This window comes from Flavobacterium sp. KMS, from assembly GCF_000813005.1.
Lineage (GTDB): Bacteria > Bacteroidota > Bacteroidia > Flavobacteriales > Flavobacteriaceae > Flavobacterium.
The window spans coordinates 1-21,735 of sequence record NZ_JSYP01000039.1 but is presented as its reverse complement, the minus strand read 5'-3'; the positions used below and the strand labels follow the sequence as shown (position 1 = coordinate 21,735).

The window sequence follows — 21,735 nt, the reverse complement described above, 5'->3', positions numbered from 1 at the left end:
CAGATAATACTGTCGAAATATACAACCGTTGGGGAGTACTAGTATTTGAAACTAGAAATTATAACAACACAACAAATGCTTTTGACGGTATTTCAAGAGGAAGAACAACCGTAAAACAATCAGACGGTCTTCCTTCAGGAACTTACTTTTATATTCTAAATTACACTTCTGTGGATGGAAACGGTGCAATTCAGACGAATAAAAAAGATGGCTATCTATATCTTTCCAGATAAGCAAAATGCCATCTTGATAATATATAATCAAGATGGCATTTAATTAAAAAATTCGCATTTTAAACTTACGAATTAATATACACTTGTTTTTTTAAGATTAAAGGGTAATGACAATAATAACATAATATACACCTACTATGAGAACAAAATTATTTTCTTTCGTTTTGATGTTTACAGCTATAGTAAGTTACGCACAACAAGATGCACAGTTTACACAATATATGTACAACACCATAAATATCAACCCCGCTTATGCAGGGTCACGAGGAGCTCTAAGTATTTTTGGTTTATACCGTACGCAATGGGTCGGACTTGATGGTGCCCCAGAAACTAGTAGTTTCTCGGTAAACACCCCAATAAATAACAGTAATCTAGGATTAGGAGTGTCATTGGTTAATGACAAAATTGGACCTACAAATGAAAATACTTTTTCTGTAGATCTTTCTTATACCATACAAACGTCCGCAGATTTTAAACTTTCATTTGGTATTAAAGGTTCAGCTAATTTATTCAATCTGGATGTCAACAAATTAAATCCAGCTGATCAAGGCGATCCTCAATTTCAGAATTTAGATAATGTATTCAAACCAAACATTGGAGCTGGTGTCTATTGGCACTCAGATAAAGCATACATAGGTCTGTCAATTCCAAATTTCATCGAAACCAATCGTTATGATGATAATGATATTGTAATATATAAGGATAAAATAAATTACTATTTTATGGCAGGATATGTATTTGATTTGGGACCAGAGTTAAAATTCAAACCAGCAGCACTTATAAAAATGGTAGAAGGTGCACCATTACAGGCAGATGTTTCGGCAAATTTCATGTTTATCGATAAGTTTGTTGTAGGAGTTGCTTACAGATGGAGTGCTTCACTAAGTGCTATGGTAGGTTTTCAGGTTAGCGATGGACTATACATAGGCTATGGTTATGATCGTGAAACGACCAACTTAGATAATTATAATTCTGGCTCACATGAAATATTCCTGCGCTATGAATTATTCAAAAACAATGGTAAAATGACAACTCCTCGTTTCTTCTAAAAATATTTATCATGAAAAATTATATACTCCTTTGCATAATAATAGTACGTGTTTTTTCATTTAACAGTTATTCGCAACAAGGCAAAGTAGCTGCTGGCGATAAAAAGTACGATAACTACGCATACATAGATGCCATTAAAACTTATGAGCGTGTAGCCGAAAAAGGATACAAATCTGAAGATATGTTCAAGAAGTTAGGTAACTCATTTTACTTTAATTCCGAGTTTGATAAGGCCGCAAAATGGTATGGCGAATTATTTGCCATGAATACCGAGGTAGAACCAGAGTATTATTACCGATACGCACAATCATTAAAATCTACCGGAGATATTGTTAAGGCAAATCAAATGCTTGATTTATTTAATCAAAAGTCAAAAAATGACAATAGAGCTAAATTGTATGAAGAAAGCAAAAACTATCTTGATGAAATTAAAGCTAACTCTGGACGCTATAATATAGGTCCAACTGGTATAAACAGTAAATATTCTGACTATGGAACTGCATTTTATCAAAACAAAATTGTTTTTGCCTCGGCAAGAGATACGGGTAATTTTAATCAACGAATACACAAATGGACTGGTGAGCATTTCACCAATCTATATCAGTCAGATGTAGATCAGGATTTTAATCCCAATGCACCAAAAAAATTCAAGTCTAGAATAAACTCAAAATTTCATGAATCTACTCCTACTTTTACAAAAGATGGAAAGACAGTTTATTTTACAAGAAACAATTACATTGATGGAAAAAAGGGAAAAGATGAAAATAAAATTACTTTAGTAAAAATATACAAAGCGACACTTGAAAACAATGAATGGGCTAACATAAAGGAGGTTCCTTTTAATAGTAATAATTACAGCACGGCACATCCTGCCTTGAGTCCAGATGAAAAAACATTATATTTTGCATCGGATATGCCAGGAACATACGGACAATCGGATATCTATAAAATAAGTATCAATGATAATGGTGAATTTGGAACACCAATAAATTTAGGTTCATCGGTTAATACTGAAGGAAAAGAAACTTTTCCATATGTAACCGACGAAAAGGAAATTTATTTTTCCTCAGACGGACGCCCCGGACTTGGAGGTCTAGATGTTTTTGTTGGAAAAATAGCTGACGATGGCACAATAAGCAATGTTCAAAATATTGGAGCAGATATTAATTCTCCCAAAGATGATTTTGCTTATATAATTGACACCAAATCCAGAAGAGGATTTTTTACATCTAACAAAGATGGCGGACTGGGATCTGATGATATCTATAAATTTTTAGAAACAAGAAAGCTATACTGCATTCAGGAATTATACGGAGTCATAACAGATAAAGAAACAGGGGAAGTTTTACCGAATACAAAACTGACCTTATATGACGACAAATACAAAATTATAGCTACTAGTTATTCAGATCAAAATGGTAATTATACTTTTCCTGTTGAGTGTGGTATGTCATATTTTGTACGTGCCGAAAAAACCAAATATACTACTAGAGAGTTAATGGTAAATATTTTAAAAGAAAACGGAAGAACCAATTTACCAATAACATTAGAAAAATCAGAATGTATGGTAACAATTGGTGATGATCTAGGTAAATGTTTTGGCATCAAAATGATATACTTCGATTTGGATAAATCTAATATCCGTACAGAAGCCGCATTCGATTTAGAAAAAATACTTGATGTATTGAATCAATATCCAAAAATGAAACTTGATATTCGTTCTCATACCGATAGCCGTGCAACATTTAAATACAATGAGGCCTTATCTGACAGAAGAGCTAAGTCAACCATACAATGGCTAGTTAAAAATGGTATTGATCCAAACAGATTAACTGGAAAAGGTTATGGAGAAACCCAACTTGTAAATGGTTGTTCTGATGGTGTAAAATGTACCGAAGCTGAACATCAAATGAACAGACGAAGCGAATTTATAATTTCGGCATTATGATAAATATTTGTGAAAAAACAATTTTAGGTTCGGTTTTTGTTTTTATCAGTGCATTATTAATTTAATAAAAAATTGAAACCATGAAATCTTTAAAACTTTTATTCATAAGTATATTTTTCATTACTGTAAGTTCTTTACAAGCTCAAGTATCAGTTAATGTTAATATTGGAACTCCACCTGCATGGGGTCCTGTAGGCTATACAGATGTACGCTATTATTATCTGCCTGATCTTGAAATGTATTATGATATTAATGCATCTAGTTACATTTATATAAGTAATGGAAAATGGACAAGAGCAAGAAGCCTTCCTAGAAACTATAGAAATTATGATCTTTACAATGAATATAAAGTTGTTCTTACCAATTACAGAGGCGATTCTCCATATGATAACTATAAGACTCATAAAGTAAAATATGGCAAAGGCTACAAAGGTAAACCACAAAAAACTATTGGTCTAAAACCAGGTAAAGGGAACAATAAAGAGTATAAAAATAATGGAAATGGACATGGGAATGGAAAAGGGCATGGAAATGGAAAACATTAAATTGTAAAAATTAAGGGGTACTTAGTAAGTACCCCTTAATTTTTATAAATAAGATATTTAATCATATCCTCTAAAATTTCTTGCTCGACACAAAAACTTATTCAATTAAAAAACAGTTTTAACATAATAGTTAAATAAAGAGTCAACTTATAAAAACTGCTTATCTTTTTTTCTGCTGACCAGGTGCGTAATTTTTTGCACTCTTACTTCCAGATATTTTTTTTGCCTGCCCAGGAGGAATCTTCCCAGAATTTGAAGATGAATTATGAACAGTATGAACACTGCAACTTGTTATAAATAGTGTTAAAGAAATAGTAATGAATACGTTTCTAAAAATTCTAGCGGTTTTCATAGTTGTTTTTTTTTTCAAAGTTACACCTTTTGCTATTACTATAAAAAGATTTGCTTTTTCGAATTTAGCCTATTTATAATTCCATTAATAAATTCAAGACCACTATTACTCCTTCCTTTTCATTATATCTTCAATATCAAAAAAGAAGAATCATACTTTAAGTAAAAAAACATTCCTGCTTATTGTTTTATGCAGTATCATATTTTTTAGTTATAGAAAATAGCTGTGGATGATGTAGTTAATGCAACTGCATTGTCCCGAAGGGTTTTAGAAAAAAGATTTCAGTTAATCTTAAAACGAAGTATTCTAGACGAAATCAATACATTGCGTATTAAATAAGTGAAGCAACTTCTGATCGAAACGAATTTATCCATCACAGAAATCTCAGATGTTTGCGGATATACCGATATCAAAAACCTTTCAAGATATTTTAGTCGATATGAAGGCGTTAATTCTTTAGAATTTAGAAAATTAAAACATTCCAAATACTAAAATTTTGATATTATCTAGTAATGGATATTTCCGAAGTTAGCGTACATCGGAGTTCAAGCCATGAATAAAGTTTTGCTTTAAGAACGTGGTTTAGGCAAGTTTCTGTCGTACATAATAATAGTCCCTGCCACAGCCACATTTAAACTTTTCTCTGATTTAAATTTGACTAAATGATGGCATTTATCCATTACTTTATGAGATAAGCCATGATCTTCTGCTCCCAATAAATAGACACAACGTCTTGGATGTTCAAAAGTCTCTAAATCGGAAGCTTTTTCATCTAATTCAACTCCAACCAATCGCGCTCCTTTCGGTAAGTTTTCAAAAAAGGCCTCAAAAGTGTCATAATGAAAATAAGGAATTGCTTTTACCGCATCGTGAGTATCACTAGCTTGCTTGGCATATCGGTTACCTATGGTAAATATAAAAGTTGCACCCAAGTTTTGAGCAGATCGCCACAAAACACCCAAATTTTCAGGCGTTTTACCATTTTGTATTCCTATCCCGAAATACTCATTTATAAAGTTATCATTCATAAAGGCAAAAGTACAAACTGTAAGTACATAAGTCAATTTTTTATTGAGTTGAAAGGAACTACTTATGATTTACTAAAAACAAAGAAATAGCTTAAATCTAACTTAGATGGTCAATTATTTAAAGAAAGATATTTATTATATTAGCCTGAGGCAAATACTAATTTATAATATAAGACTAATTAATTTGACCATATTAGAGCCATTTTATGGCTAATGTAAATAAGCTAGCAGTCAGAACATTAATGAATTAAACTATGACAAAATGGTAAATAGAAGTTTTACACCTTTCCCAATTTTAACAACTGAAAGACTAACTCTTAGACAATTATCGGTGGAAGATAGTTCAGAAGTTTTTGCATTGCGTTCTGACACCGAAATAAACAAATATCTTGGCAGACAAGCAAGTCGAACAATTGAAGATGCAATAACTTTTATCAACAATATTAATGATAACATCAAAAGAAATGATTCGATTTATTGGGCGATAACTTTAACAAACAGCAAGATTTTTGTTGGAACAATTTGTCTTTTTGACTTTTCAAATGAAAAAAATAAATGCGAAATCGGTTATGAGCTTTTAACAAATTTTCAAGGACAAGGAATAATGCAAGAAGCAACTACAAAAGTTGTTGACTATGCCTTTCAGACAATACGACTTAAAAAGATAGAAGCATTTACTCATAATAACAATCTGAGTTCGATTAAACTTTTGACAAAATTAGACTTTAAAAAATCAATAGAATCCGACAACGAAAACCCTGAGTGCACTATTCTCATCTTAACAAATTTACTTTAAGCCTTTTAACTTAAAATTTTATAAAGAATACTCTGCTAGTCAAATCAGCAACTTTGCTTACTTGCGAAACTTTCTATACAATTAAAAAATTGACAAACGAGTTACAAGAAAGAAACTTCGGAAAGGATACTGATTATGTAATCGTATTATCTCCGAACATTTTTTTAAACTTTTTTCAGATACTTTTAGATTATTTAAAATACCCTACTCCATTTTTAGTTCTAAAGCTTTTCAGACAAAGTAATAAAACTTCCTTAAAAATGGGCATTAACAAATAAGTAATAGCTTTAATTGTTATTATTTTTTACATTTGCTTAATCTTATTGATTCTAAATAAATCACACTATTAAGTCGTGAATTTTATACGAATCAACACAATTTAAAAAGTAATAAATATCTATAATATGAAAAAAAACATTCTTCTTTCTTTCGCATTAGTCGCAACTTTATTTGTTAGTGCTCAGCAAAAAAATACTTTATTAGAAGCTTCTTTTTGGAAAACAGCGCCAAGTGTTGATGTTGTTAAAGCTGAAATTGCAAAAGGAAACAGTCCATCTGAAGCGAATGCAAATGCTTTTGATGTACCAGTTATTGCCATTAATAATGATGCGCCTTTTACAAGTATAAAATTCTTATTAGAACAACCAGGAAATCCAGTAAATAAATCGACTCACGACAATCGTATTTACTTACACTGGGCGGCTTATAGAGGAAATACCGAACTGGTAGAATATCTTATTGCCAAAGGTTCAGATATTAACTTTGAAGACAGCCATGGTACTACTCCACTTGTTTTTGGTGCTACTAGCGGTTTACTTAATTCAGGTATTTGTGATGCTTTTTTTAAAGCAGGAATAGATCCGAAGAAAAAATATGCTAATGGAGCCAACCTATTGCTTTTGGCTGTTCCGTTTGATAAAGACCTTACGATTACTGACTATCTTACCAAAAAAGGATTGTCTCTAAAAGATGTTGACAACAACGGAAACACAGCATTTGATTATGCTGCAAGAACAGGAAATGTAGCTCTTTTGAAAAAGTTATTAGAGAGAAAAGTAAAATATACTGATAATGCACTTCTTATTGCAACTCAAGGTACACGTAGAGAAACTACTCCGATTGAAACTTATAAATTTTTAGTGGAAGAATTAAAAATAAAACCAACCGCTACAAACAAATCTGGAGAAAATGTATTGCATCTTTTAGCAGGAAAACCAAACCAAGCCGAAATAATTACTTATTTCCTTGCTAAAGGTGTTGATGTTAATGCGATTAATAAAGATGGAAACACTCCTTTTATGATTGCAGCCGGAGCTAAAGAAAATGGAGTATTAGAGCAATTATTACCAGCAGCAAAAAATATCAATTTACAAAATGCCAAAGGAGAATCTGCCTTGACTATAGCTGTAAAATCTGGAACTCCAGAAGCTGTTACAACACTTTTGGCAAAAGATGCCGATGTTAAAGTTATTGATAAAGAAGGTAATAATTTAGGCGTTTATTTAGTACAATCTTACCGACCAGATGCTAAACAAGATCCTTTTACTGCCAAAGTAAAATTGCTACAGGAAAAAGGATTAGACCTTACATCTCCACAAAAAGACGGGAATACATTGTATCATCTTGCAGTTGCTAAAAACGATTTATCTTTACTGAAAAAATTAGCTGATTTAAACATCGATGTAAATGCTAAAAACAAAGACGGTTTGACTGCTTTACACAAAGCTGCAATGGTTGCCAAAAATGATACTATCCTGAAATACCTTCTTTCTATTGGAGCTAAAAAAGATATTATTACCGAATTTGACGAAAGCGCTTATGCTTTAGCCAAAGAAAATGAGTCTTTAACAAAACAAAACATATCAATTGATTTTTTAAAGTAATATTTCAAAAATCAAATACCAATTCAATTAAAAATATAAAACCGGAATGAAATCAATATTTAAAATAGCTCTTACAAGTGCATTAATCTGTCTTATATCTTTTCAAGCTTCAGCACAGGCAAGCAAATATAAATGTATGCTTCAAATGTCTAACTATATGGGAGAAGGTGCTTACATTGTAGTTTCACTTATCAACCCTAAAGGAGAATACGAAAAAACACTTTATGTAATGGGAGACGACAAAAAATGGTACAACTCATTAAAAGAATGGAATAAATTTCAAACTAAAAAACCGGTAGATATCAGTGCAAAAACTGGAGCGTCTGTTACTGGTGGAGATCGTAGTATGACAACAATTGAAATTGAAGATTCTAAAATAAATAAAGGATATAAATTAAGATTTGAATCTGCTGTTGAAGATCAAAAGTACCATGTAAGCGATGTGGAAATTCCGCTTACAACTGAAGGTCTTGCTGCTAAAACAGAAGGTAAAGGTTATATTAGATACGTGAGATTAAATAAAATTTAATCTCTTAAACCTGAAATTCGAGCTTTGTCAAAGTTTAAAACTTTGACAAAGCTTAAAACATTTGATTACCTTTTAGATTACACTCAATGACTCTTTCTTTCTGGCGTTACACACACTTGGCTTTGGCTTTGTTTTCTTCATTATTTTTATTTTTGGCATCTGTAACGGGTATCATACTGGCAGTAGACGCAGTTCAGGAAAAAACACAACCGTATAAGGTTGAAAATTTTGATCAGATAACTTTAGGTCAAACCTTGCCAGTTTTAAAAAAGACATATCCTGAAATAACAGAATTAAGTGTTGATTATAACCAATTTGTAACACTTCAGGCTATTGATCAGGACGGTAATGATGTCAATGCTTATATTGATCCCAGAACAGGAAAACAGTTAGGAACGCCTGTTAAAAAAAGTGAATTCATTCAATGGACAACTGGCTTGCACCGTTCTTTATTTCTACATGAAACTGGACGCTTTTTTGTTGGTGTGATTTCCTTTTTATTAGTTTTGATTGCTTGTTCGGGTTTTGCACTTGTATTAAACAGGCAAAGAGGAATCCGTAACTTTTTCTCTAAAGTAATCAAAGAATATTTTGCTCAATATTATCATGTTGTATTAGGAAGATTAACTTTAATTCCGATTCTGATTATTGCCATTACAGGAACTTATTTATCTCTGGAAAGATTTAATTTTTTCATGGATAAAGAGAAAAATCAAAAGGAAAAAACTGAAATTGTAAAACCTTCCAAAGATAAACTAGAATCTGGATTTACTACTACTCTATTATCTCATGTAAAGAAAATTGAGTTTCCTTTTACATCTGATCCTGAAGAATATTATATTATTCAATTAAAAGACAAAGAAGTTGAAGTTAATCAGGTTACAGGAGTTGTAATTACAGAGAAACGTTCCCCGATGACGGTTCAGTTATCTGATTTAAGCCTTGACCTTCATACAGGTAGAATAAATACAATTTGGGCTGTAATATTAGCTATTGCCTGCATCAACATTCTCTTTTTTATATACTCAGGTTTTGCTATTACATTAAAAAGAAGATCTAGCCGAATTAAAAATAAATTCAAAGCCAACGAAAGTAAAATCATTCTACTCGCTGGTTCAGAAAATGGAAGTTCATTCCGTTTTGCCAATGCTATTCAAAAACAATTAATCGCTCATGGCGAAAAAGTTTTCCTTACGGAACTTAATAATTACAATCTATTTCCGAAAGCAGAACACATTATCGTTTTCTCATCTACTCATGGCTTAGGCGATGCTCCTTCTAACGGAAATAAATTTGTATCGCTATTAAAGAAATACAATCAAGAACAAAAAATCAATTTTTCGGTGGTTGGTTTTGGTTCAAAAGCTTATCCTGATTTTTGTGGGTTTGCTATAGAAGTTGATCAACTTTTAGCCACTCAAAATTGGACGGAACGCTTTTTAGAAATTCAAACCGTAAACGACAAATCTGCTCTCGAATTTCTAGAATGGGTAAAATTATGGAGTGCCAAAAGCGGAATTCCGTTATCAACAACACCTTCATTATACAATCATGTTCCTAAAGGTTTACAAAAATTGATGGTTTTAGATAAAACATTAGTTTCTGAAACGGAACAAACTTTTATATTGACTTTAAGAGCTAATATGAGAGCCAAATTTACTTCGGGTGATTTACTGGCTATTTATCCTGCAAATGATACTAGAGAGCGTTTATACTCTATTGGTAATCATTCTGGAAACATACAATTGGTTGTAAAACTTCATCCTCACGGTTTAGGTTCTGAATTTCTGAATAACCTTAAACCTGGAAATACTATTAAAGCAAGAATCTTAAATAATAAAGCTTTTCATTTTCCTAAAACGGTGTCTAAAGTTGCTTTAATATCTAACGGAACTGGTATTGCTCCTTTTCTTGGAATGATTGAACAGAATAAGAAAAAAGTTGAAACGCATTTATATTCAGGCTTCCGAATGGAAACAGAAACTGTTTCTGGTTATAAAAAATTCACTGCTGAAATGATTCAAAAGCAACACCTCCAAAGCTTTCATTTGGCTTTATCTCGTGCAGAAAATCATCATTATGTAATGGATTTAATAAAACGTGACGTTGACTTTTTTATTGATTTATTACATCAAGGCGGTGTTATCATGATTTGCGGTTCGCTGGCGATGCAAAAAGATGTAGAAGCAATTTTAGATGATTTATGTCTTTCCAGAGAAATGAAATCTATTTCATATTATAAAGATAATGGTCAGTTGTTGACGGATTGCTATTAGGTTAATTGATAATTGTTAATTGATAATTGTTAATTGTTAAATGATAATTGATAATTGTTAATTGTTAATTGATAATTGTTAATTGTTAATTGTTGGATTGTGTAAGTCTCTTCGGGACGACATATTTATAGAGATTTATTCGACAAAAACCAAACCCCATCGGGGTGGCATATATTGGCTATCAGAAAAATATCGCTCCGCTGGAGCTTATTAATAAAAACTCATTATTTTTTATTATTCAAAAAAAATCATGCATACATCAATCCTACATAAGTTTTTAGTTCTTTTTATAATTGCGTTTAGTTTTTCGGGCAACGCACAAGTTCTCCGAAAAAGAACTACGCTGCTTATGGGAGGGCGTTTTGACATTACTATTGTTGCAAATGATACTGCATCTGCTGAAAAAAATATTGATGCTGTAATTGCCGAAATTACCCGAATTGAAAATTTAATTTCAGATTGGAAACCCGACTCACAAGTATCTGAAGTAAACCAAAATGCAGGAATCCGACCTGTAAAAGTAGATCGTGAGGTTTTTGAATTAACACAAAGAGCCATAAAATTATCTGAAATAACAAATGGCGGCTTTGACGTTAGTTTTGCTGCAATGGACAGAATATGGAAATTTGACGGTTCGATGACCGAGATGCCTTCGGCGGAAGCCATAAAAAAATCAGTAGAAAAGGTGGGCTATAAAAACATCATTTTAGACAGCGTACAATCTACCATATTCCTAAAACTTAAAGGAATGAAAATAGGATTTGGAGCTTTGGGCGAAGGATATGCTACCGATAAATGCCGAATGATGATGTTATCAAAAGGCATCAAAGCCGGAATTATAAATGGATCTGGAGACATGAGTACTTGGGGAAAACAACCTAACGGTGAACCTTGGAAAATAGGCATTACAAACCCGTTTAATACCGAAAAACTATTAGCTGTTGTTCCTTTAGGGCAAGAGGCTGTAACCACTTCTGGAAGCTATGAAAAGTTTGTAATTTTTAACGGCAAAAGATATTCTCATATTATCAATCCTGCAACAGGATATCCCGCAACAGGTTTGTGCAGCGTGACTGTTTTTGGCCCTGATGCCGAAACGGCAAATGGTCTTAGTACTTCTATGATGGTTTTAGGTCAAAAAGAAGGTTTGCTTTTACTTCGAAAATATCCTGATTATAGTTGTTTGATGATTACGGATAATGGAAAAGTAATCAAATCAAAAAACTTCAAAATTAAAAAGTTCAAGACTAAATTCTAAATCTGACTAAAGTCCTATTTTCGACTTTTTGTTTTTATTTCTAAAAAGTATTCCGCTAGATAAAATTATTTACTTTTATATAAAGAGTAAATTTCAAAGTTAAAACATAATTAAGAAATCAACTTTTCAATTTCCTCTGTTTATACTTTTAACTTCATAATCTAATGAATAAAAACATTCAACTTAACATCCATAAAAATTGGCTAAAAGCTTGGTCTTTATCACGAAAACTACCTTTGCCTGTAAAATATAAATCGGGATGGATGGTAGATGTGGGATATAAAAATCAAAAAAAACGTTATGTTTTTCCTGAACTTAACGATGATTTTATTCAATTATCTGAGACTATTGATGAACCTTGGATTTATTTAAAAGTTTGTGCTTCTCCCGATGAATTAAGAGACAAATTATCTGAAAAATGGGTAATTCAGCCGCAAGGATATATGATGTCTTGCTTTAAGCAAATGAGTTTTCCGAAGGGTTCTTTACCCAATAAATACAAGTTTGAATTTGAGAGTTACAACTCAACCTTTGTTGTTCGGATTGTTACAAATGATGGTGAACTAGCCTCAATAGGACGCGTTGTTCTTGTTGATGATTTAGCTATTTATGATAGAATCTCAACCGAAGCAAATCATCGCAGAAATGGTCTTGCTACTTTCTTGATGAATGAACTCGAAAAGATTGCCTTGACTAATAACATTCATAATAATTTTCTGGTTGCTACAGAAGATGGTAAATACTTTTATCAAACTTTAGGATGGGAACTCTACAGCCCTTATACATCGGTTGTTATTCCCGATTAGATTCAAAAAAAATTCCATAAGAAATTACTATTATTCATTTTTTAATGAAACAGTGTTGCATTTGCGAATAAGATTTTTATATTTGCAACAGTATTGCGTTAAGAATAGAAAAACTGAAGGAAATAACAACTTTCTGGATAATTTTATATCAAAGTCTTTATGGCTTTTATTCTTAAATAAACTTGCTTTATAAAATCTTGATTCATCTGAATGAAAAAGAAATTTAAATTTATTAATCTTCTTATGCCGCTAATAGTAGTATTCGCTATACTATTTCCGGCAATCCATTCTTATGAACACATACAAAGTCATGATGCTTCTCATAAAAGTACGCAGCACTTAACTACAGGAAAAACTGAACTTATATCACACAATCATTCTTCTGAGGAATGTGCTATTTGTTATTTTAAATTTACTCCTGTAAGTACGTTTACTTTCATGTCTTTTGAGTTTTATAAAAGGTGTAACATATCTTCATATGTTTCTTTTTATTACAAAACATATTCCTCTTTCTTTAAGGGATCCTTATTTGCTCTTCGAGCACCTCCTACAATTTAAAGTAAAATCAATTACTCGGCATTAATTTATTTTTAATAGTTTTCTTTTAGATGTTACTACAAAAGCTAATTGTATTAGTTATGTAAATTCATTTAGACGAAGTGTTTATAAACTTATATTTTCTTAAATGACTTATATGGTTTAAAACCAATTTTCTATAAAAATTTCTATAAAAACTAACCATATAAGCTATGTAAGTTCATATAAACAAAGTGTTTATAAAACTTATATTTTCTTAAATGACTTATATGTTTAATAAAGTTTTATAAAGCTGTCATTCGGTTTCGTTTACTAAAAAAAGCCAAGATTTTACTTCTGCTTAATTGCAATTCCATTTTTAAACAATTCACATTTCATAGAATAATCTTCTGCGAATATGTTCTTCTGTACTCTTTTTTTAGTTGGCATTGCTCATCGCAATGTCAACTAAAAAAGCGCATTCCCCTACCCTGTAACCCAAAATTAATACATATGAACAAAATGAAAATCCCAAAACTTGTACTAGCTTCTTTTGCTTTAACTAGCATCTTTACAGCATGTGATAGCAGTGATGACAATAAGGTTGACACCGAATATCCTGTTATCGATATATCGGCAACAAACGCATTCCCTATACAATGTAGTGAAGCAATCCGTGGACAAAAATTTACATTCAGAGCAAAGTTTACCGACAATTCGGCATTAGGATCGTATAGCTTGGATATTCACCATAATTTCGACCATCATAACCATAGTACCGAAGTAAATGATTGTACTCCTGAAGCGATAAAAAAACCTGTAAAACCATTGCTTTATATCAATTCTGTCACTATTCCCGAAAATTTAAAAAGCTACGAGGCAACTCAGGAAATCAACATTCCGACAGACATTGATCCCGGAGATTACCATTTCCTTATTCGTCTAACCGATAAAGAAGGCTGGCAAACAATTAAAGGTTTAAGCATCAAAATTAAATAAGTGACTTTGAAGAACGAATATAAATCAAATCGATTACGGATTATTTATCTGTTGCTGTTTTGCGCTGTTGTTTTTACGAAAGTATCAGCACAAACCGTCAATATATCAGGTAGCGTATTCTCTAATAGTCATAAACCATTAGAAGCTGCAACTGTAACGATTTACCCCTCATCTATTACTACTTTTACAAATAAAGAAGGTGTTTATTACTTTAATCAAATTCCTAAAAACTCAAAGAAACTTATTGTTAGTTATTCGGGTTATATCAAATCTGAAATTGAACTTTCGTTAGATAAAAACTCAAATGTACAACCTCATATTATCTTACATCAGGAAGTTAAAGAACTACAAGAAGTTGTAATAAAAGATAATTATGCAACGCGTCTTAACAAAAAAGAATCGCTTAACATAGATGTAGTAAATAGTAGTTTTATTCAGCGTAATCTTGGCGGCAGTTTGATGCAATCACTCCAAAGATTACCTGGTGTTAAGACCATTTCTATTGGTTCTGGAGGTTCAAAACCACTTATCCGAGGATTAAGTTTTAATCAGGTTATTGTTGTCGAGAATGGTATTAAACACGAAGGGCAACAATGGGGTGCAGATCACGGGCTCGAAATTGACCAATATGCTGTAAATCGTGTAGAAATCATCAAAGGGCCATCTTCATTTATTTATGGTTCTGATGCTATTGGCGGCGCCATTAATATAAAACCGTTACCTGTCCCGGCAAAACATACTTTGGGCGGAAGCCTTGATATTACTGGCAAAAGCAATAACGAACAATATGGTGGTTCTTTTAACCTGTTTGGGCGTAATGAAAAATGGTTCTTTGATACCCGAATCACTACAATGGATTATGGCGATTATCGTGTTCCTACCGATGTTGTTCAGGTTTATAATTATGCTGTCCCTTTATATAAAAATCATTTGCGTAATACCGCCGGACGCGAACTCGATATGCATGCAAGTACAGGATATATAGGAGAGAAATTTAAATCAGTTTTGTACCTAAGTAATGTATATAGCAAAACTGGCTTTTTTGCCAATGCTCATGGTCTTGAACCTCGAAATGTAGATACAGAACTTCATGACAAATCTAGTCGTGATATACAAATGCCATATCAGGAAGTAAACCATACCAAGATAAGCAATACTACTTCTTTTCGATTAGGCGAACATCAACTGGAAACTCAAATAGGTTTCCAAAAGAATTTTCGTCGAGAATGGAGTCATTATGTTAATCATGGTTATATGCCGCCTATATATCCCGATGATATGTATGCTCCAAAAGACCTAGAGCGTCAATATAATAAAGAAGTTTTCTCCGCTTCGGTAAAAGATGAATTCTCATTGGGCAATCATCAGTTTACTGTTGGAATAAATACAGAATTGCAACAAAATAAAATTGGTGGCTGGAGTTTCCTAATTCCTGCTTTTACGCAAGTGAACGCTGGAGCATTTGCTTATGACAAAATTCAGCTCAATGAAAAATGGCTGCTACATGCTGCGCTACGATTGGATTATGGAAAAATTAAAATGAAACAATATACAGATTGGTTTGAAAGTGAAGTAACTACTAATGGGCAAACAAATTTTGAATACTTAGAACGTTCGGAAGAGCTTACGCGAACATTTAAAAGTTTCACCTGGTCGGCGGGAGTTAATTATAATCTGGAAAAATTCTCATTGAAAGCAAATGTGGGAACTAGTTTCAGAATGCCGATTGCTAAAGAATTGGCTTCAAACGGTGTAAATTATCATTATTTCCGATTTGAAAAAGGAGATCCAAATTTATCTGCCGAACAATCCTATCAGTTAGATCTTGGATTAGAATGGCAGGATCATAAGTGGTCTGTACAATTGAGTCCGTTTTTTAATTATTTCCCCAATTACATCTACCTCAACCCTACTTCGCAACATGATATTTATTATGGAGCAGGCAATCAGGTTTTTGAATATGAGCAAAGTAAGGTCATGCGTTATGGCGGTGAATTGCAAACGCGCTATCAATTCTTAAAAAATTTAAGTGGTGAAATTCTTGTAGAATATCTTTATTCCGAACAATTATCGGGCAGTAAAAAAGGCTATACCCTACCCTTTTCTCCTCCTGCGTCGGTTTTGTTCGGGCTTACTTATAATCCCGAAATTAAGAATCTAAGAGAAACTTATTTCTCCTTAGATTATCGTTTTACTGCCGAGCAAAACCAAATTGTTCCACCAGAAAAGAAAACTGCCAGCAGTAATGTTTTCAACCTTGCCTTGGGAACAAAAATAAGAACTGGACAACAGGATTTAGCCATTTCACTGCAAGTACAAAACTTGTTTAATGCTAAATATTTAAATCATACTAGTTTTTATCGATTAATAGAACTCCCTGAAGCAAGCAGAAACATTATTCTATCGGTCAAAATTCCCTTTTTAATACATAATCAAAAATAATATGAACCCTTTTAAACAAAAACCCCTATGAAAAAAGCAAAATTATTCCCCTTGTTTTTACTATTTATTAGTGCATTTACAGCATGTAATAATGACGATGATACTACCCCTGAAGTTGCAAAACCTACAATCACAAATGTTGAAATTGGTTCTGCCAATAATAAGCAAGGAGTCATTGGTCGTGATTTTCACTTTAACGCGGATGTTACAGCTGGAGATAAAATTGCAGCCGTGCAACTTAAAATACTTCCTAAAAAAGGAGAAAAATATACAAGCGATTGGAAATTAGAACTGAGTTGGGCTGAATATGTTGGTGCAAAAAACACTACAGTACATAAGCACTTTAATATTCCTAATGAAGCTCCTGAAGGTAAATATGACTTTTTCTTTACAGTATTGGACAGCAATGGTTCTAAACTGGAAATTAAAGAAGATTTTACCATTGTCGATGCTGCAAATTTACCTACTGATCCATTAATTGGCCGAGATATGATTTCTCGCAACGAAACTTTAATTTATCATATGGGAACTTGGGTTGAACCTGAGCTAATCTTTAAAAAGGATGACATACTAACGGCTCATGCTCAGATAAGTCAGATTAAAGGTGATGGAATATTATACTCTGTACTAATTAAAAAAAGCGCCTATTATCATCCTGAGAGTATTGACAATCTTGATTTTAAAAAAGTAATCGTGATTTCTAAAGTCGAGCATAAAGGTCTTGCCGCAGCATCAAAAATTTCGACTTTACAAAAGATAAATGATGTTTGGGGCGGCGAAAAAATTGTTATCGGTGCTGCAACTGATGCTAACCTACCTAATGCAAACCCAATAACTGGCGAAAAAGCATGGGAATCTGGTGTATATAACTGGGTGGTTTTGTATAAAAATACAACCTACAATCTCAATGTATATAAGTCAATGCCTATTACTATTAATTACTAATCTAAATATTATCTTAAACACCCATTTACAATGAAAAACATTAATTTTAAACTGATTTTCTTATTTGCTTTATCCACTTTTGCAATCTCTTGTAGCAATGACGATGATGACAATACTACTGAAACTCCAAAGGAAACTTTGGCTGAATATAAGTATTTAAGAGTATTACTTTCTGATGAAAAAACAACAGAAATTACTCTTGTAAATCCAGTTGATGGTACTTCGAGTTTCTTTAATGCAAAATTTGCAAAATCAACTATTTACACAACAGAATCAGGCAGATATGCAGGAATTATTCATAGAGCTGATAATACTGTAGAAACTTTTGACAGCGGATTTGAAGGTCATGGCGATCATGTTGATGTAGACGGAATTCCTAAGTTTGGAGCATTAACAGGTCAATCGCCTATGCCAACCCATTTTAAAAGTAAAATTGGAGAATTATTAACTTTTAATGATGGTGATGGAACACTTTCTGTAGCCAAAGAAGCTGATGTTAATACTGCCGGAGCAAAATTTAAAGTAATTAATGCTGGTTTATTAGCTCATCACGGTGCTATGGCCACTTTTACTAATGGCACTTATGCTATTACCCAAAAAGACAATTCGGTTGCAGGAACGCTTCCTGAAAAAGTGAAAATTATAGATAATACAGGTAAAACTCTTTTTGAATCTACAATTTCTACAAAAGGAATCCACGGAAATGCATCTGACGGAACTTATGCTGTTTTTGGTTCAGCAAGTGGTGTTCTTGTGGTTGAAAGTTCAGGAAAACAAAAACTTATTGCACTTCCTGAAGGTTTTGGAACAGCATGGTTTGGAAGTATTTTGGAAACAAAAGCTCAAGGGAAATTTATTGGTTTTACTGCTGAGAAAGGGGCTTACTTAATTGATGTTATCAACGGAACAATTAAGCCAATTATACAAAGTGCTACTATTGCACAATGTAAAGTAAGCTACAACATGAGTAAACTAGGAATTTTATTAAATAGTGGTGAATTTAAATTATACAATTTAACTACATTGCAAGTTGAAAAAGAAGGAAAAGTAATTGCTGAAATTGCAAAAGATGCGACTATGAAACCTCAAATCCAACTAACAGAAAATTTTGCTTATATAACTTCTCCAACTACAGGAGAATTATTGCAACTGAGTTTATCTAATATGACAATTGTAAAGAAAATAAAAGTATCTAATACTCCATACAGAATTACGATTCTTGGTTTTGAAAATAGCAAAAGTCATTAAGCTTAATTTTCTAATCTTATTCTAAAATCTTATTTAAACATATAGAAACATAGTCAAAGTGTGCAGAAAAGAACAAGAAAGAGAAATATATTTCTTTCACATTGCTATGTGCTTTTAAAATAAGTGAAACGCCTATTTTAAGAATACAAAATCTATGTTTCTATGTGTTTAAATTAATTTATCAAACATTTTAAATAGTATTAATTAATAACAGCAGATGCTAAAACATTTTAGCATCTGCTGTTTTATTTCAATATCTTATATTTATAAGTTTTTCAAATCATCTACAGTATAAAACTTAAGTTTATAATTCTATTTTTGTTACTTTAGATCGTTAATTCATTAAAAAAAGAATTCATGTTTGTACGAATATTTTTATTTTCTATTATTTTATTAAGTGGTGTTTTTACGGTTAATGCACAAAGTGTTACCAATTGTAAAACGTGTGGCACAACATTACTAAAAGCTGAGAATATATATACATTGAGTGTGGATGAACTTCGTTTACTTACTAACGAAATTTATGCTCGCAAAGGATACAAGTTCACAAACGAAAATATACAAGATTATTTTAGAGGCTTCGAATGGTACAAGCCTTTGAATAATAATAGTTTGGTAAAATTATCTGCCATGGAAGAAAAAAATGTAAAACTGTTGACTGATCGCTGTAAAGTACTTGAAGGTGAGAGACAAATTATCTTCACCTATTTCAAAGGGCTTAAACAATTTGCTATCAATAATAATGAAAACGAACTGAATAAGGTTCTTAACAAACCTAAATACGAAGATCTTTCTTCTGTAGATAATTTTAAAGACGTACTCAAACGCATAGATTTTGATGACGTACACTGGTATAAAAACAATGCCTTATATAAGGTTGAAATAGATAATGGATATGTCAAAACAGTTTATTCCTTTTCTATTACAAGCAAAGGTATTATGTTGATGTATAATTATATGTCACATTCTGAGATAATGGAAAATTTTGACACACCGTTTTCTGATTATATGTCAGAAAATGAGTATGCTGTATGGTGGACTTTCTCTATACAGACTGGCAAAGTCGTCTTAACGAACATAAATGGGGCAGGTTGATGTTGCCTAATAACAGGATAATATAACTAATTTTATTTATAAGTTTTTCAAATCATCTACAGTATAAAACTTAAGTTTATTAGCCTTTGCATACTCGCATATTTCTTGCAAAGCTGCAAGTGGCGTTTCTATTTTTTCATCGGCAATATCTACTGTTTTATGCCCATAAAAAATAACTATTTTATTATGCTTCTTGGCATAATCCATAAGGGTTTTATAATACGCAACGTCAAACTGCTTGTAATCATCATCGATACCCAAACCATAAATAACTCTGTTTCCCTCATAATAACAATATTGTGATTCGGGATAAAGTTTACCATAAGTTGTACCTCTTATAATGTCAAAATATTTTAATAATTCTTTGTCCAAATCTCCATTGCGTGCTCCATCGGGATAGGCAAATGAACGCAAATTAAATCCGTCTTTATCCATAGCAGCTTTTAGCGGTAGTATCTCCTCTTTTATGTACTTATCGATTCCATATTTAGCCGAATATTTAAGTGCATTTTCATGATTATATCCATGTGCTGCTATATCGTGTCCCATATCTTGCAAATAGTGCAGTTTTTTCTTTTGCGTAGCATTCAAAGAATCATATTTACATATAAAAAAAGTCGCTTTCCAGTCTAAATGACGCAGTCGCTTTTCGGCATTATACCAATCATCAATATAATTATCATCGAAGCTTAATATGATACCTGGCTGAGATTCTTTTTTTACTGTAAGAAGCGGTTTAGATTTCTTCTCTTCAGAATAAGTACTTGCTGTATAAAGTAAAATACCTAACGTAAAAAGACCAATAAGTGCATATATAATTCGCTTCATAGTGTAGATTTTGTAATCAAATTTAAGTATTATCCTGTAAAAAAATTCTACTTACTGCTATTAATTAATTTATTAATAAAGCCTCCCGATTTCATTGGTTTATTAAACTGCTGTGACAAAGTTTAACCCACTTCTTTGCCTAGGGAACGCGGATAAAACAGATTCGCTAAAGCGAAAACGCAGATAAAAAACGGATTTTTAAAAACAAAAGAAAGAAATCCGTTTTGATCCGCGTCTTTACTTTTGTAAATCCGTATCATCTGTGTCCCATTATAGACAATATTGGCTATAAACATTCCATTCCGCTGAAGCTTTGACTATTTTTTTTACCACGCAGATTACAAAAGATTTAAGCCGATAATCGCAGATTTTTTCTTCAATACTTATAAAACTAAATCTGCAAAATCTGCGTGCAAAAAAATAATATTTAATCTTCTCTCGCAGATTCTAAAAGATATAAGCCGATGAACACAGATTTATTAATGACTAATTTTTAAAAATCCGTTTTGATCCGCGTCTTTACTTTTGTAAATCCGTATCATCTGTGCCCCATTACAGACAATATTGGCTATAAACATTCCACTCCGCTGAAGCTTTGACTATTTTTTTTTACCACGCAGATTACAAAAGATTTAAGCCGATAAGCGCAGATTTTTTCTTCAATACTTATAAAACTAAATCTGCTTAATCTGCAAAATCTGCGTGCAAAAAAATAATATTTAATCTTCTCTCGCAGATTCTAAAAGATATAAGCCGATGAACGCAGATTTATTAATGACTAATTTTTTAAAATCCGTTTTGATCCGCGTCTTTACTTTTGTAAATCCGTATCATCTGTGTCCCATTATAGACAATATTTGCTATAAACATTCCACTCCGATACAGTTGAAAAACATTTTAATACTTTAGATCTTTCTGTTTAAATTTGCTGTTCAACTACAACTCATGGATTCTTTTA

Annotated in this window: 18 protein-coding genes; 15 read left to right on the top strand and 3 right to left on the bottom strand. The window is 32.1% G+C overall.

From position 1 onward, the window contains the following. The 4 genes from OA93_RS23530 to OA93_RS23515 form a co-directional block, all read left to right on the top strand. Positions 1–233 (top strand): gliding motility-associated C-terminal domain-containing protein (locus tag OA93_RS23530; protein ID WP_039116684.1); only part of this gene is annotated, 233 nt, incomplete at its 5' end. 137 nt (positions 234–370) lie between these two features. After that, positions 371–1,282 (top strand): type IX secretion system membrane protein PorP/SprF, encoded by a 912-nt coding sequence (locus tag OA93_RS23525; protein ID WP_039116682.1) that lies wholly within the window; start codon positions 371–373, stop codon positions 1,280–1,282. A gap of 11 nt (positions 1,283–1,293) precedes the next feature. Further along, complete coding sequence (locus tag OA93_RS23520; protein WP_039116680.1) at positions 1,294–3,231, top strand: OmpA family protein; 1,938 nt, start codon at positions 1,294–1,296, stop codon at positions 3,229–3,231. Between the two features lie 80 nt (positions 3,232–3,311). Continuing rightward, positions 3,312–3,776, top strand: a complete 465-nt coding sequence (locus OA93_RS23515) for a hypothetical protein (protein WP_039116678.1) — start codon at positions 3,312–3,314, stop codon at positions 3,774–3,776. Between the two features lie 160 nt (positions 3,777–3,936). On the opposite strand, the gene OA93_RS25455 is transcribed toward OA93_RS23515, so the two are convergent. Continuing rightward, the gene (locus tag OA93_RS25455) at positions 3,937–4,128 is read right to left on the bottom strand and encodes a hypothetical protein (RefSeq protein WP_039116677.1); all 192 of its coding nucleotides are present in this window, start codon (positions 4,126–4,128) and stop codon (positions 3,937–3,939) included. A gap of 569 nt (positions 4,129–4,697) precedes the next feature. Continuing rightward, on the bottom strand, positions 4,698–5,156 hold the full coding sequence (locus OA93_RS23505) for an RNA methyltransferase (protein ID WP_039116675.1): 459 nt from the start codon (positions 5,154–5,156) through the stop codon (positions 4,698–4,700). A gap of 262 nt (positions 5,157–5,418) precedes the next feature. Here OA93_RS23505 and OA93_RS23500 point away from each other — a divergent pair, with 262 nt between their 5' ends. From OA93_RS23500 to OA93_RS23440, 11 genes are all read left to right on the top strand, one after another. Further along, on the top strand, positions 5,419–5,952 hold the full coding sequence (locus tag OA93_RS23500) for a GNAT family N-acetyltransferase (protein WP_039116674.1): 534 nt from the start codon (positions 5,419–5,421) through the stop codon (positions 5,950–5,952). A 404-nt stretch (positions 5,953–6,356) separates the two neighbouring features. Next, positions 6,357–7,835, top strand: coding sequence for an ankyrin repeat domain-containing protein (locus OA93_RS23490; RefSeq protein ID WP_039116669.1), 1,479 nt, complete (start codon positions 6,357–6,359; stop codon positions 7,833–7,835). Between the two features lie 46 nt (positions 7,836–7,881). After that, a complete protein-coding gene (locus OA93_RS23485) occupies positions 7,882–8,364 on the top strand; it encodes a DUF2271 domain-containing protein (protein WP_039116667.1) in 483 nt (160 codons plus the stop codon). Between the two features lie 86 nt (positions 8,365–8,450). Beyond that, the gene (locus tag OA93_RS23480) at positions 8,451–10,640 is read left to right on the top strand and encodes a PepSY domain-containing protein (RefSeq protein ID WP_039116665.1); all 2,190 of its coding nucleotides are present in this window, start codon (positions 8,451–8,453) and stop codon (positions 10,638–10,640) included. Positions 10,641–10,890: 250 nt separating this feature from the next. Continuing rightward, complete coding sequence (locus OA93_RS23475; RefSeq protein WP_039116663.1) at positions 10,891–11,898, top strand: FAD:protein FMN transferase; 1,008 nt, start codon at positions 10,891–10,893, stop codon at positions 11,896–11,898. Positions 11,899–12,062: 164 nt separating this feature from the next. Then, on the top strand, positions 12,063–12,704 hold the full coding sequence (locus OA93_RS23470; protein WP_039116661.1) for a GNAT family N-acetyltransferase: 642 nt from the start codon (positions 12,063–12,065) through the stop codon (positions 12,702–12,704). 1,029 nt (positions 12,705–13,733) lie between these two features. Then, positions 13,734–14,219, top strand: coding sequence for a DUF4625 domain-containing protein (locus OA93_RS23460; protein WP_240474791.1), 486 nt, complete (start codon positions 13,734–13,736; stop codon positions 14,217–14,219). Between the two features lie 6 nt (positions 14,220–14,225). Continuing rightward, positions 14,226–16,661, top strand: a complete 2,436-nt coding sequence (locus OA93_RS23455; RefSeq protein WP_240474790.1) for a TonB-dependent receptor — start codon at positions 14,226–14,228, stop codon at positions 16,659–16,661. A gap of 27 nt (positions 16,662–16,688) precedes the next feature. After that, complete coding sequence (locus OA93_RS23450; protein ID WP_039116657.1) at positions 16,689–17,606, top strand: DUF4625 domain-containing protein; 918 nt, start codon at positions 16,689–16,691, stop codon at positions 17,604–17,606. A gap of 30 nt (positions 17,607–17,636) precedes the next feature. Then, positions 17,637–18,854, top strand: a complete 1,218-nt coding sequence (locus OA93_RS23445) for a hypothetical protein (RefSeq protein WP_039116656.1) — start codon at positions 17,637–17,639, stop codon at positions 18,852–18,854. A gap of 357 nt (positions 18,855–19,211) precedes the next feature. Continuing rightward, the gene (locus tag OA93_RS23440; RefSeq protein ID WP_052259593.1) at positions 19,212–19,949 is read left to right on the top strand and encodes a YARHG domain-containing protein; all 738 of its coding nucleotides are present in this window, start codon (positions 19,212–19,214) and stop codon (positions 19,947–19,949) included. Positions 19,950–19,985: 36 nt separating this feature from the next. Here OA93_RS23440 and OA93_RS23435 read toward each other — a convergent pair whose 3' ends face one another. Beyond that, positions 19,986–20,777, bottom strand: coding sequence for a polysaccharide deacetylase family protein (locus OA93_RS23435; protein ID WP_039116654.1), 792 nt, complete (start codon positions 20,775–20,777; stop codon positions 19,986–19,988). Positions 20,778–21,735: the final 958 nt, after the last annotated feature.